Below are 12,195 nucleotides of genomic sequence, written 5' to 3' on the forward strand. Positions count from 1 at the left end.
CGAGTCTCTCGGTGCCGACCCGCTGGGTGCGGTCTCAGACGACCTGGGCGCCGATGACGGAGAGCAGCCGCAGTTTCTCGTCGCTCTCCGACCCGGGCACGGCCGTGAAGACCAGCAGCGTCTGGGACTGGTCGGGATCCACCAGGGTCTGACAGTGCAGCTCCAGTGCCCCGACCTCCGGGTGGAGGAAGCGCTTCGCCGGGCAGTAGCCGCCCGGCACCGGGTGCTCCTGCCACCGCCGGGTGAACTCCGGGCTCCGGGCCAGCAGGTCGTCGACGATCGTCGCCGCCCGCGAACCCCGGCCATCCCGGGTGTACGCCGCGTGCAGGTGCGCCACGAGGAGGCCGCTCTGCGTCTCGTGGTCCTGCGCCGGGTGCCGTTGCCGAACCCGGGGGTCGGTGAACCAGCGGTGGTGCGCGCTGCGCGCCAGCCCGGTGTGCCGGGTCTCGTCACCGAGCAGCGCGATCGCCGACGCGGTCTGGGCCAGGGTCTCGCCGAGGTGGTTGACCACCTGGGCGGGGGTGTCCTGCAACCGGTCGAGGATCCGCATCATCCCCGGGTTGACGTGGTCGGCCCGGACCGACCGGTGCGGGACGGCGTGGCCGGCGAGCTGGAACAGGTGGTCCCGCTCGGCCAGGGAGAGCCGCAGGCCCCGGGCCAGCGCGGCGAGCATCTGGGCGGAGGGGTGCGGACCCCGCTGCTGCTCCAGCCGACTGTAGTAGTCGGTGGACATACCGCTCAACGTGGCGACTTCCTCGCGCCGCAACCCTCCGGTACGCCGGCGCTGGCCCCGGGGCAGCCCCACGTCCTCGGGCTGGAGCGCCTCGCGTCGGGTCCGCAGGAAACTGGCGAGTTCGGCGCGGTTCACGGCTGGCTTCTCCTTCACCCGGGCGGACCGGCGGGACCGGCACGTCGACTGCAACAGGCGTACCCCGGTGTGGTGTTCCGGGGTACCCGGCGACTCAGCGTTGGATGGACTTGATCTCCAGGAACTCCTCCAGACCGAAGCGGCCGAACTCGCGGCCGTTGCCGGACTGTCGGTAGCCGCCGAAGGGCGCGAGCGGGTTCCAGTGGCCGGCGTTGACGTCGACCTGGCCCACGCGTAGCCGCCGGGCGACCGCCAGCGCGTGCTCCGGCTCTCCGAAGACGCCGCTGGTCAGCCCGTACAGCGTGCCGTTGGCGATAGCCACGGCCTCGTCCTCGTCGGCATACGGGATGATCGTCAGCACCGGGCCGAAGATCTCCTCCTGGGCGATCGCGGACGTCGGGTCGACGTCGGCGAAGATCGTCGGCTGGACGTAGGCGCCGTTCGGCAGGCCGGCGGGCCGGTCCGGGCCACCGAACACGAGGCGGGCACCGTCGGCGATGCCCCGTTCGATGTACCGGAGCACCTTCTGGCGGTGCGCCTCGGACGCCATCGGCCCGATCCGGGTGGTCTCGTCGGTCGGGTCGCCGACGGTGTGCTGCCGGGCCGCCTCGACGGCCAGTGCGACGACCTCGTCCTGCCGGGAGGCGGGCACGAGCATCCGGGGCCACGCGCCGCAGACCTGCCCGCCGTTGGCGAACGCCATCAGCATGCCCGTGGTGACCGCAGCGGGCAGGTCGGCGTCGTCGAGGATGATGTTCGCGCCCTTGCCGCCCAGCTCCAGCGTGACCCGCTTGACGGTCTGCGCCGCCACCTCGGAGATGCGTCGTCCGGCCCGGGTGGAGCCGGTGAAGGAGATCATGTCGATGTCCGGGTGGGCGGAGATCGCCTCACCGACGACCGCCCCGGTGCCGTACACCACGTTGAACACGCCCGCCGGTACGCCCGCCTCCGCGGCCACCTCGGCGAGGATCCGCGCGGTCAACGGGGCGTTCTCGGACGGCTTGAAGACCATCGTGTTGCCCGCGAGCAGCGCCGGCGCCAGCTTGGAGACGATCTGCTGCAGCGGGAAGTTCCACGGGGTGATCGCGCCGACCACGCCGATCGACTCGCGGACGATCAGCGAGTTGCCGACCTCCTCGGTCCAGGCGAAGTCGTCGGCCAGGCCGGCCACGGACTCGATCACCGCGGCGGGGAAGGCGACCTGAGCGGTCCGGGACATCCCGATCGGGGAGCCCATCTCGGCGGTGATCACCGCCGCGATCTCCTCCTTGCGGGCGGCGAGGCCGGCGCCCAGGCGGCGCAGCACCTCGGCCCGCTGCGCCGGGGCGGTCGCCGCCCAGTCGGGGAAGGCCGCCCGGGCGGCGGCGACGGCCCGGTCGACGTCGGCGGCGGTGCCGGCCGGGGTTTCGGCGACGAGGTCGCCGGTCGCCGGGTTCACGACGGGAAGGGTGCCGGCCGAGCCGGCGAGTGTCTCGCCACCGATCCAGTGGCCGGTGACGGTGTGGGTGGAAGTGGTCATGCACCGACCGTGGCACCGTCCCGAACCCCCAACCAGGTGCGGTTCATCCACGGATTCGCGGTCCCTGGCTGAGCGCTGGGCCTCGGGTCGCCTGCCGTTCGGTGCTGGCCGACGGCTTGATCGCCTCGCCGACTGATTGACACCCCGACAACCGACCGTAATCGAACGGCCGGACGGATCCGGCGCCGCTCGGCGTCACGAAACCTGGCGGCGAACCGTCACAACTGACGGCTAGTCTGCCTGCGCGCGTCGTCGCCTCGGTACGTCGCGCTCCGCGCCTGGTGGGCGCGGCATCGCCGCCACCGCCGACCAACGCGTGCTCAACCGACCTCAGGAGAGTTTGTGACACAGCAATCTGTCGCGACATCGGACAGACTCGACGCCGCGGTGCTCAAGGTGGCGGGCGTCGTCGTCCTTGGCGCGATCATGTCGATTCTCGACGTGACGGTGGTCAGCGTCGCGCTGCCCACGTTCCAGAGCGAGTTCGACGCGTCCCTCGCGCGAGTCGCGTGGACGATGACCGGCTACACCCTCGCGCTGGCCACGGTGATCCCGCTCAGCGGGTGGGCGGCCGACCGGTTCGGCACCAAACGCCTCTACATGGTGGCGCTCGCGCTGTTCACCATCGGGTCCGGTCTCTGTGCGACCGCCGACTCGATCGGCGAGCTGATCGCCTACCGCGTCCTGCAGGGCCTCGGTGGCGGCATGCTCATGCCACTGGGCATGACCATCATGACCCGGGCGGCCGGGCCGCACCGGATCGGCCGGCTGATGGCCGTCCTCGGCATCCCGATGCTGCTCGGCCCGATCGGCGGCCCGATCCTCGGCGGCTGGCTGATCGACGTGGCGAGCTGGCACTGGATCTTCCTGATCAACCTGCCGATCGGTGTCATCGCCCTGATCTACGCGCAGGTCGCGCTCCCGAAGGACGCGCCCGAGCCGTCGGAGTCGTTCGACTTCCTCGGCATGCTGATGCTCTCGCCGGGCCTCGCCCTCTTCCTCTACGGCGTCTCGTCGCTGCCGGAGGCGGGCACCTTCAGTGAGACCAAGGTGTGGGGGCCGATGCTCGTCGGCGGCGCGCTGCTGGTGGCCTTCGTGCTCTACTCCTTCAAGCCCCAGCACCCGCTGCTCGACCTGCGGCTGTTCCGCAACCGCAACCTGACCATCGCCTCGCTGACCCTGTTCGTGTTCATCATCGCGTTCATGGGTGCCGGCCTGCTGTTCCCGAGCTACTTCCTGCAGGTGCGGGGCGAGTCGACGCTGGCCGCCGGCCTGCTGATCGCACCCCAGGGGCTCGGCGCGATGATCACCATGCCGATCGCCGGAACGCTCGCCGACCGGGTGCCGATCGGTCGCACCGTGCCGTTCGCGCTGGCGCTGATCGTGATCGGGTTCTTCAGCTTCACGCAGGTCGACCCGGAGACCTCGTACTGGCTGCTCGGCGCGTCGCTGTTCGTGATGGGCCTGGGCATGGGCGGCACGATGATGCCGATCATGACGTCGGCGCTGCGGACATTGCAGGCGCAGGAGGTGGCGCGCGGCTCGACGCTTGTCAACATCCTCCAGCAGATCGGCGGGTCGATCGGCGCTGCCGTGATGTCGGTGATCCTCACCAACGAGCTGAACGGCTCCCGGCCGATCCCCGGTGCGGTGGACCCGGACGGCAAGCCGATCACCGAGGCCGGCCTGGCCATCGCCTCCCAGCAGCGGCCGGAGGTGCTCCAGCAGTTCCCGGTGGACCCGTCGGTCATCGAGCGCGGGCTCGACTTCGCCGCGAAGTCGTTCGCCCACACGTTCTGGGTGGCGTTCGCGTTGGTGGTGGCCACGTTCATCCCGGCCGCCCTGCTGCAGCGGCGGCGTCGGCCCGCGCAGCCGCTCGACGACCAGGCCGAGCCGGCCAGGCCGCCCGTCGTCATCCACTGAGCGAGCGCACTGCCGCGCCCGACGCCCCTTGCGGTGTCGGGCGCGGCGGTGTGCTTTCAGCGCTGGAGCAGCTCCACCACGGCCGCGGTGAACTCCGCGGGCTGCTCGATGTGCCCGAAGTGACCGCTGTTCTCCAGCACCACCAGGCGGGAGTCCTTGAGACCCGCGTGCAGCTGCTCGGCCCAGCGGGGGCCGCAGATGAAGTCGTGCGCGCCCACGACCACCACGGCGGGCACGGTGATCTCACCCAGGTCGCCCCGCACATCGAATCCGGTGGGGTCCTGCGCGCCCGCCGGGGCCGCCGAGATCCGCACGGCCGCCTGGAACGGGGCGAACTCGTCCCGCCGGCCCCAGAAGTCCGCGAAGTAGACCGGCACGGCCGCACGCAGCGCGGCGCCCAACGTCTCGTCGTCGGTGGCGGCGCCGATCTGAGCGAAGGCAGCCGGCATCGCCGCCGCCTCCGGCCGATCCGGGTGCCGCTGCGGGTACGCGGCGAGAGCGTCCATCGCCTCGGCCCAGAACTCGGCGCCGGTGACGGGTGAGGTGTCGTACAGGGCGAGACCGGCGACCCGGAGTGGGTGCGTCAGCGCGTACCGCTGGACGACGAAACCGCCGTGCGAGTGCCCGAGGAGGTACACCCGGGGCGCCCCGAGGTGCTCGACGACGGCGTCGAGGAACCGGACGTACGTGTCGAGGCGGTAGTCGTCGGCGTTGTCGAGCCGCCCCGAGGCGCCGGTGCCGACCGGCTCGACGTACACCATCGTGAAGTGCTCTTCGAGGCTCGGCGTCCGCAGGTAGGCCCATTCGATGCCGGGGCCGCCGGAGTGCGCCACGCACACCGGGCCGGTGCCGGCGACGTGGTAGACCTGCCGCACGCCGTCGACGGTGAAGGTGTGGGCGCCCGGTGCGAGGGCGCTGACGTCGTGGCTGATGGAACCCATGAGCTATCTCCCGATCCGAGACCCGTGTGGCGCGTGCCGACACGGCGGCTGGTGAATGACGCGGACCAGACGCGTGGGTCGGGCCAAGAGTTCGCTCGGATGGAAGAGTTTTTCTCAGGCCAGCGCCGGCTGGCGGATCTCCCGAGGCGCGACGGGGTGGAAGAGGGTGAGTTGGCGCACCCGGCCCTCACGCAACTCCTGCAACCACAGCGCTGCGGGTGGGCAGTGCTCCGGGTCGTCGGGCGGGCTGATCAGGTCGGTTTCCCAGATCAGCACGTCGCCGCTGGCCACGACGTTGCGCAACCGCTGGCGTACCCCGGCGGTCAGGTCGCGGGTCATGCCGGCGACCGCCAGGTCACGGCCGCCGCGCCGGCCACCCGGCACGATCATCTCGGCGTCCGCCCACCAGCTCTCGCGGACCACCTGGTCGAAGTCGCCGTTCATCGCCATGGCGATCATGTCGAGGCCCTCGCGCCACCGGGCGTCGCTCGACGCGGTGACGTCGGCATGCGCCGCGGTCGCCTCCGATCGCAGACCGCCGGCGAGCGCACGGCGGGCGTGGCTGAGGCGGCTGCGGACGGTGCCGACCGGCACGCCGCAGACGGCCGCGATCTGCTCGTACGACGACGCGTCGCTGAAATACCGCAGCAGGGTGACGAGCCGGTCAGTCGGGGACAACTGCCCGATGGCGTGCCACACCCAGTCGCGCATCGCGCCCCGGTCCAGTGCCTCCTCTGGGGTGGGTGTGTCGGCGGGGCCGGCGAACCACTCCGGCTCGGCGACCGGGACCGGCCGGGGCCGGCGCAGCGTCGTCCGACTGTTGTTGCGGACGATGGCACGCAGCCACGGGCCGACGGCGTTCGGATCGCGGACCTCCCCGATGCGGCGCAACGCCACCACCATCGCGTCCTGGACCGCGTCCTCGGCGTCCGGTCCGTACCCGAGGATGCTCAGCGCGACGGCCCGCATGGCGGCTTCGTGGCGGGCCAGCAGCGCGCCGAGCGCCGCCGCGTCGCCCGCCTGCGCGAGCACAACCAGCTCTGCGTCACCCTGCGTCACGCTACGTCCTCCTGTACGTTCCGAGGCGTTCCATCTATGGCGGTCTGGGCGTTTTGCTCGGCCGCGCCGCCGTACCAGCCTACGGCGGGTGATGGGCTGCGGCCCAGGCCAGCGCCCCTGCCGGCGATACCGGTCGGAAACTGACGTACCCCGCTCGTAGCGTGGCGGCATGAGGACCCGCGCCTTCCGCGAGAGCCCGCGATGACCGACCTGAGCTGGGCGCGGGTGTCCGCCCGGCGTCTTGCCCGGCACGGGCTCTCGGCGTCGGCGTCACCCGGGTCACCCTCGGCACCGGATGCCGAGGGCGTCGCCGACGTGGTGTCCGCGATGTGCGGCGCGCACGCCCAGGTCGCCTCCGCCGCCGAGTTGTCCGTCGGGCTGCGGGTCCCGGGTGCCACCCGAGCCCACGTGCGACAGGCGCTCTGGAGGGATCGCACCCTGGTCAAGACCCGTGGGCCGCGCGGGACGGTGCATCTGCTCGCCGCCGCGGACCTGCCGATGTGGATCGGCGCGCTTACCGCGTTGCCGGCTCCGGCGTGGGAGCAGAGCCGCGACCTGTTGACGCCCGAGCAGACCGAGCAGGTCCTCGCCGCCATGGGTGACGCGTTGGCCGAGGCCGAGTTGACGACCGCCGAGTTGACCGAGGAGATCGTCGCCCGCACCGGCCCGTGGGCGGGCGAACGGGTCATGGAGGCATTCCAGGACCGGTGGCCACGGTGGATCGCGGCGATGACGGCCGCCACCCGGGGCGGGGTGATCTGCTTCGGCCCGAACAGGGGCCGCGCCACCACCTACACCAGCCCGACGCGCTGGCTGCCGGGGTTCACGCCGATGGCCGGCCGCGCCGCGCTGGCCGATCTCGTCCGCCGTTACCTGTTCGCGTACGGGCCGGCGACCCCGGCGCAGTTCGCCCAGTGGCTCTCGGCGCCGGTGCGGTGGGCGACGTGGCTGTTCGACTCGGTCGACCTGGCCGAGGTGACGGTGGAGGGCACACCGGCGTGGGTGGCCGCCGATGACGCCGACTTCCCGGACGACCGGCCGTCCGGGTTGCGGCTGCTGCCCTACTTCGACGCGTACGCGGTCGGCTGCCGCCCGCGTGAGCGGCTCTATCCCGGCGGCGCGGCCGAGCGGGCGCTGTCTCGTGGCCAGGCCGGCAACTATCCGGTGCTGCTGGTCGACGGGGTGGTCGCCGGAGTGTGGCACCAACGCCGCTCCGGCCGCGCGATCCACGTCACGGTCGAGCCGTTGCGGGCGCTCGACTCGGGCCGGCAGCGGGCGCTGGAGGAGGAGGTCGAGCGGGTCGGCCAGATCCTGGAGGGCAGAGCCTCGCTGACCATGGGGACGGTGAGTGTCGGCCCGCACGCGTGAGGCCGCTGTCGACCCCCTGGGCCAGGATGGAGGCGTGGACATCGAACCGGTCGACTGCGCGCCCCGACAGACGTTCACCGGGGCGGTCCTGCGGCAGCGCTGGGAGGACCTCACCTTCCTGCACTGGGCCGTGGCACCGGGGGTGGTCGCGCCGTTGCTACCCGCCGGCACTCATCCGGACACGGTGGACGGCGTCAGCTACGTCGGCCTGATCGGCTTCCGGATGGTGGGGCTGGGCTTCGGTCGCGGGCCGGGGGTGCCGTACTTCGGCACGTTCTGGGAGACCAACGTCCGGCTCTACTCGGTCGACGACAGCGGCCGGCGGGCGGTGGTGTTCCGGTCGCTGGACGCGTCCCGCCTGGTGCCGGTGCTGGTCGCCCGGGCGACGCTGCGCCTGCCGTACCTCTGGTCCTCGATGCGGTTGGCCCGCGACGGTGACCGGCTCACCTACCGGTGCCGGCGGCGCTGGCCCGGCCCGGCGGGTACGACGAGCCGGATGGACGTGCGGGTGGGGGAGCCGATCGCCGAGCCGACGCCCCTGGAGCACTTCGTCACCGCCCGCTGGGGGCTGCACACCCGCGCGTACGGGCGCACCCTGCACCTGCCGAACTGGCACCCACGCTGGCCGCTGCACCGGGCCGAGTTGCTGCACCTCGACGACGAGTTGGTCACCGCCGCCGGGCTGCCGGCACCGGACGGGCCGCCGGTCAGCGTGTTGTATTCCCCCGGTGTCGGGGTGCGGTTCGGCTCGCCGGCCGTCGCCGCCGCGCCCGGCTGACCGCGTGCGTACGCGATCAGCCGAGCCACGGACGACCGGCTGATCAGGACGGCCCGCGATCAGCCGGGCGGGGCGGGGATGCTCAGTAGCGGCTTCCCTGGGGCGCGGGCAGGGCGTCGAGGTCGGCCAGGTGTTCGGCGCCGAGCCGCATGTCGCCGGCGGCGCAGTTGTCCTCCAGGTACTTCGGCGTCTTCGTGCCGGGGATCGGGATGACCTGGCCGCCCTGGGCGACCACCCACGCGAGGGCGACCTGCGCGGGGCTGGCCCCGGCCCGGTCGGCGATCTCGCGGACCCGGGCGACGATGGCCAGGTTGGCGCGCAGCGCGTCCTGTTGGAAACGCGGCAGGCCACGGCGGAAGTCGTCGGCGGGCAGGTCGTCGAAGGACGCGAACCGGCCGGTGAGGAAGCCCCGACCCAGCGGCGAGAACGGCAGGAAGGCGATGCCCTGCTGCTCGCAGTAGGGCAGCACCTCGGTCAACGGGTCACGGGTCCACAGCGACAGCTCGGACTGCACCGACGCCACCGGGTGCACCGCCTGAGCCCGCACGATCTGCTCCACGGTCACCTCGGACAGCCCGATCTGCCGCGCCTTGCCCGCCGCGACGACCTCCGCCATCGCGCCCCAGGACTCCTCGATGGGGACCTGCGGGTCGACGCGGTGCAGCTGGTAGAGGTCGACGTGATCGGTGCCGAGCCGGCGCAGGCTGGCGTCGATCGCCGCCCGGATGTGCTCCGGCTGGCCGTTGTTGCCGATCGCCGGCGAGTTGCCGGGGCCGCCGGTCGGGGAGGTGGCCACCAGCCCGACCTTGGTGGCCAGGACGGCCCGCTCCCGGTGGCCGCCGGCCAGCGCCCGGCCGACCAACTCCTCGTTCGTGTACGGCCCGTACACGTCGGACGTGTCGATCAACGTGGCACCCAGGTCCAGCGCCTGTCGGATCACGGCGATCGACGTGTCGTCGTCGCGGGGGCCGGTGATGTCGTAGCCGTGGCTCATGCCCATGCATCCGAGGCCGATGACGCCGACCTCGGGCCCCGCACTGCCCAGCGTGGTGGTTCGCATACGCGACACGCTACGCCGGAGGGTGCCCTCTGCCGGCGGCGCATGACGCGGAGTCCGGCGACCGCCCGACGTGCGGGGCGGTGACGACTCTCACCGGATGCGGACTCAGGAGTCCGGTACGGTCGAGGCTAACCGGACCCAGGAGTCCGAATATGACCGGCACCGACCGACGAGGAGTTCCCATGACCCAGGTGCGAATCAGCGACGCTCTCCGTGCGGTGGCCTTCGAGCCGACGCGCGACCTGACCGAGGCGCTGGACGAGTTCTACGCCCCCGACTACACCCACCGCAGCGACGGAAAGACGATCAACCGGGCCGAATTCGCCCAGATGGTGACAGAGGTGCGCGGCCAGATCGTCAGCGCCACAGTGACAGTCCTGGACGAGCAGCGTGACGGCCTCCACTACGCCGAACGCCACGTCTTCGAGATCACCATGGTCGACGGATCGACCGCCAAGCGGGAGATCGCGATCTTCGGGACGTACGCCGAGGACGGCCGCTTCCGCCACCTCAGCGAGACGGGGTTCGACCTCCCGGCCTGAACCCCATCTCGACGACAGCACGCGAGCGACGACAACACAGGAGAGACAGCCATGCCCCGACTTACCGATCCCGACCCGAACGCGGTTCCTGCCGACGTCCGCGACTTCCTGTCCGCGCTGCCACCCGATCCGATGGTCAAGATGATGACCCACTCGGTCGCCACGGTGAAACTGTTCATCCAGCTCGCGAGGGCGCAGTTCACCTCACTGGAGCTGCCCGCCCGCTCGCGGGAACTCGTCATCCTGACCGTGGCCGAGTATGCGGAGAGTGAGTTCGTGGCGGCCCAGCACCGCCCGATATCCGAGGCGGTCGGCGTCGACCAGCGCACCCGCGAGATCATCGGCAGCCGGGACATCGACAGTCCGGACCTCTCGGCGTACGACGGGACGCTCATCCGGTTTGCCGCCGAGGTGGTGCGGTCGCCGCGTGTCCCCGACGACCTCTTTGAGCAGGTGCGACACATCCTCAGTGAGCGCGAGATCGTCGAAGTGCTCCAGGTGGTGGGCTACTACTGGTCGTTCGGCCGAGTGGCCACGGCGCTGAACGTCGAGGTCACCGCCGTGTACGGCGATGAGCCGCTGATCGCCGACTACCGACCGGGCAGACTGTGACAATGACCCCGCCCGACGCCGCGCAGATGGCGAGTGACCCGGACGCTCCGCGTCGGCGTATCGACGCCCGCCGCAACCAGGAGCGGGTCATCGCGACGGCCCGGGAGCTGTTCACCGAGCAAGGGCTCCAGGTGACCGTTCCGCAGGTGGCGGAGCGCGCCGGGGTGGGCCGGGCCACCGTCTACCGCAGCTACCCCCGCAAGGAAGACTTGATCATCGCGGTCGTACGGGAGCAGTTCCAGGAGTTGGAGCAGCGCACGAACGCGGCGCTCGACGGCGCGGACGCGTACCGGGAGCTGTGTTCCTACGTCCCCGACCTGTTCGAACGCCTCGCGCGCGACAGGGTCCTCGCTGATGTCTTCTTCGAGGGCAGGCTGCTGCCCGCCGCGCGCATCCTGAATCAGATCGGACGGTTGGTGGCGGCGGCCGGGGCGTCCGGTCTGATCCGTCCGGACGTCGACGAGCGGGACATTCGGGTGATCCTCTGCGGGGCGGTGCGGCAGCTCATCGTGCTGGATCAGCGCGAACCGGCGGTCTGGCGCCGGTACGCGGACATGGTGCTCAACGCCCTGCGTCCTGCCTGATCCGCTCCCCACGGAGTGGACGGCGGCGCTCTGGCGCGTCGAACTCACTTAGCCCTTGACCTAAGTAATATGGCTCTGCATAGTTAGGCACATGGCTAAGCGTGCGGGGGAGGAGGGCAGCGCTCTCGACCGGGTGTTCCACGCGCTGTCCGACCCCACCCGCCGGCAGGTCGTCGAACGCCTGAGCCAAGGCCCGGCCACGACCAGTGACCTGGCTCGTCCGTTCGACATGGCACTGCCGTCGTTCACTCAGCACCTGCACGTCCTCGAAAAGTCCGGTCTGGTGACGTCGGAGAAGAAGGGCCGGGTTCGCACCTACCGGCTTGCGCCCCAGTCGCTGGAGCGCCTCGACACCTGGCTCGCCGCGCAGCGGGCGCGGTGGACCCGACGCCTCGACCAACTCGACTCGCTTCTCTACGACCTGAAGGAGCAACAGCGATGACCTTCTACACCGTGAACCCCGAACTCGATCTCGTCCTGGAGCGCACCGTCGACGTGGCGCCGGAGCTGGTCTGGCGGGCCTGGACCACGCCCGAGCTGCTCATGCGGTGGTTCACCCCGAAGCCCTGGTCGACCGTCGCCTGTGAGATCGACCTGCGGCCGGGCGGCAGGTTCGACACGACAATGCGCTCGCCCGAGGGCGAGGAATATCCGAGCAGCGGCTGCATCCTGGTGGCCGAGGAGGGTTCGATGCTGGTCTTCACCTCCGGCCTGGGGCCCGGCTTCCGCCCGCAGGTCGCCCAGGACGGCTTCCCGTTCACCGCGGTGGTCCGGATCGAGCCGGACGGTGCGGGCACGAAGTACACCGCCATCGCGATCCACGCCGACGCGTCGGCGAAGAAGTCGCACGAGGAGATGGGCTTCCACGAGGGATGGGGTGCGGCACTGGACCAGTTGGTTGAGCTCATGAAGGCCAACTGAGCTTTCGCGCTCCGCCCACG

The 12,195-nt window shown here is 71.4% G+C and carries 13 protein-coding genes; 8 read left to right on the forward strand and 5 right to left on the reverse strand.

Going from position 1 to position 12,195, the window contains the following annotated elements; genetic code table 11:
- Nucleotides 1–34 precede the first annotated feature (34 nt).
- Nucleotides 35–868, reverse strand: coding sequence for a helix-turn-helix transcriptional regulator (locus ABZ780_RS03360; protein ID WP_357000081.1), 834 nt, complete (start codon nucleotides 866–868; stop codon nucleotides 35–37).
- A gap of 94 nt (nucleotides 869–962) precedes the next feature.
- Nucleotides 963–2,387 (reverse strand): aldehyde dehydrogenase family protein, encoded by a 1,425-nt coding sequence (locus tag ABZ780_RS03365; protein ID WP_357000084.1) that lies wholly within the window; start codon nucleotides 2,385–2,387, stop codon nucleotides 963–965.
- A 342-nt stretch (nucleotides 2,388–2,729) separates the two neighbouring features.
- Between ABZ780_RS03365 and ABZ780_RS03370 the strand changes: the two genes are divergently transcribed.
- Complete coding sequence (locus ABZ780_RS03370; protein ID WP_357000086.1) at nucleotides 2,730–4,310, forward strand: DHA2 family efflux MFS transporter permease subunit; 1,581 nt, start codon at nucleotides 2,730–2,732, stop codon at nucleotides 4,308–4,310.
- A 56-nt stretch (nucleotides 4,311–4,366) separates the two neighbouring features.
- On the opposite strand, the gene ABZ780_RS03375 is transcribed toward ABZ780_RS03370, so the two are convergent.
- Both ABZ780_RS03375 and ABZ780_RS03380 read right to left on the reverse strand, forming a co-directional pair.
- Nucleotides 4,367–5,251, reverse strand: coding sequence for an alpha/beta hydrolase (locus ABZ780_RS03375; protein WP_357000089.1), 885 nt, complete (start codon nucleotides 5,249–5,251; stop codon nucleotides 4,367–4,369).
- A 114-nt stretch (nucleotides 5,252–5,365) separates the two neighbouring features.
- Nucleotides 5,366–6,310 (reverse strand): sigma-70 family RNA polymerase sigma factor, encoded by a 945-nt coding sequence (locus tag ABZ780_RS03380; protein WP_357483712.1) that lies wholly within the window; start codon nucleotides 6,308–6,310, stop codon nucleotides 5,366–5,368.
- Between the two features lie 201 nt (nucleotides 6,311–6,511).
- Here ABZ780_RS03380 and ABZ780_RS03385 point away from each other — a divergent pair, with 201 nt between their 5' ends.
- Both ABZ780_RS03385 and ABZ780_RS03390 read left to right on the forward strand, forming a co-directional pair.
- Nucleotides 6,512–7,678, forward strand: a complete 1,167-nt coding sequence (locus tag ABZ780_RS03385; RefSeq protein WP_357483715.1) for a winged helix DNA-binding domain-containing protein — start codon at nucleotides 6,512–6,514, stop codon at nucleotides 7,676–7,678.
- Nucleotides 7,679–7,712: 34 nt separating this feature from the next.
- Nucleotides 7,713–8,456, forward strand: a complete 744-nt coding sequence (locus ABZ780_RS03390; RefSeq protein ID WP_357483718.1) for a DUF2071 domain-containing protein — start codon at nucleotides 7,713–7,715, stop codon at nucleotides 8,454–8,456.
- An 82-nt stretch (nucleotides 8,457–8,538) separates the two neighbouring features.
- On the opposite strand, the gene ABZ780_RS03395 is transcribed toward ABZ780_RS03390, so the two are convergent.
- The gene (locus ABZ780_RS03395; protein ID WP_357483723.1) at nucleotides 8,539–9,516 is read right to left on the reverse strand and encodes an aldo/keto reductase; all 978 of its coding nucleotides are present in this window, start codon (nucleotides 9,514–9,516) and stop codon (nucleotides 8,539–8,541) included.
- Nucleotides 9,517–9,698: 182 nt separating this feature from the next.
- On the opposite strand from ABZ780_RS03395, the gene ABZ780_RS03400 reads away from it, so the two are divergent.
- The 5 genes from ABZ780_RS03400 to ABZ780_RS03420 all read left to right on the forward strand — a co-directional run bounded on the left by ABZ780_RS03400 (nucleotide 9,699) and on the right by ABZ780_RS03420 (nucleotide 12,175).
- Nucleotides 9,699–10,058: a hypothetical protein gene (locus ABZ780_RS03400; RefSeq protein WP_357000104.1), complete on the forward strand. Its 360-nt coding sequence runs from the start codon at nucleotides 9,699–9,701 to the stop codon at nucleotides 10,056–10,058.
- Between the two features lie 51 nt (nucleotides 10,059–10,109).
- Nucleotides 10,110–10,670 (forward strand): hypothetical protein, encoded by a 561-nt coding sequence (locus ABZ780_RS03405; RefSeq protein WP_357483726.1) that lies wholly within the window; start codon nucleotides 10,110–10,112, stop codon nucleotides 10,668–10,670.
- 2 nt (nucleotides 10,671–10,672) lie between these two features.
- Nucleotides 10,673–11,254, forward strand: coding sequence for a helix-turn-helix domain-containing protein (locus tag ABZ780_RS03410; protein WP_357483728.1), 582 nt, complete (start codon nucleotides 10,673–10,675; stop codon nucleotides 11,252–11,254).
- 91 nt (nucleotides 11,255–11,345) lie between these two features.
- Nucleotides 11,346–11,696: a metalloregulator ArsR/SmtB family transcription factor gene (locus tag ABZ780_RS03415; RefSeq protein ID WP_357483730.1), complete on the forward strand. Its 351-nt coding sequence runs from the start codon at nucleotides 11,346–11,348 to the stop codon at nucleotides 11,694–11,696.
- Nucleotides 11,693–12,175 carry an SRPBCC family protein gene (locus ABZ780_RS03420; RefSeq protein ID WP_357483733.1) on the forward strand — a complete coding sequence of 161 codons (483 nt, stop codon included), beginning with the start codon at nucleotides 11,693–11,695 and terminating at the stop codon, nucleotides 12,173–12,175. The genes ABZ780_RS03415 and ABZ780_RS03420 overlap by 4 nt, the downstream gene beginning before the upstream one ends.
- Nucleotides 12,176–12,195: the final 20 nt, after the last annotated feature.

It is taken from the genome of Micromonospora sp. NPDC047467 (genome assembly GCF_040643095.1).
Classification (GTDB): domain Bacteria; phylum Actinomycetota; class Actinomycetes; order Mycobacteriales; family Micromonosporaceae; genus Micromonospora.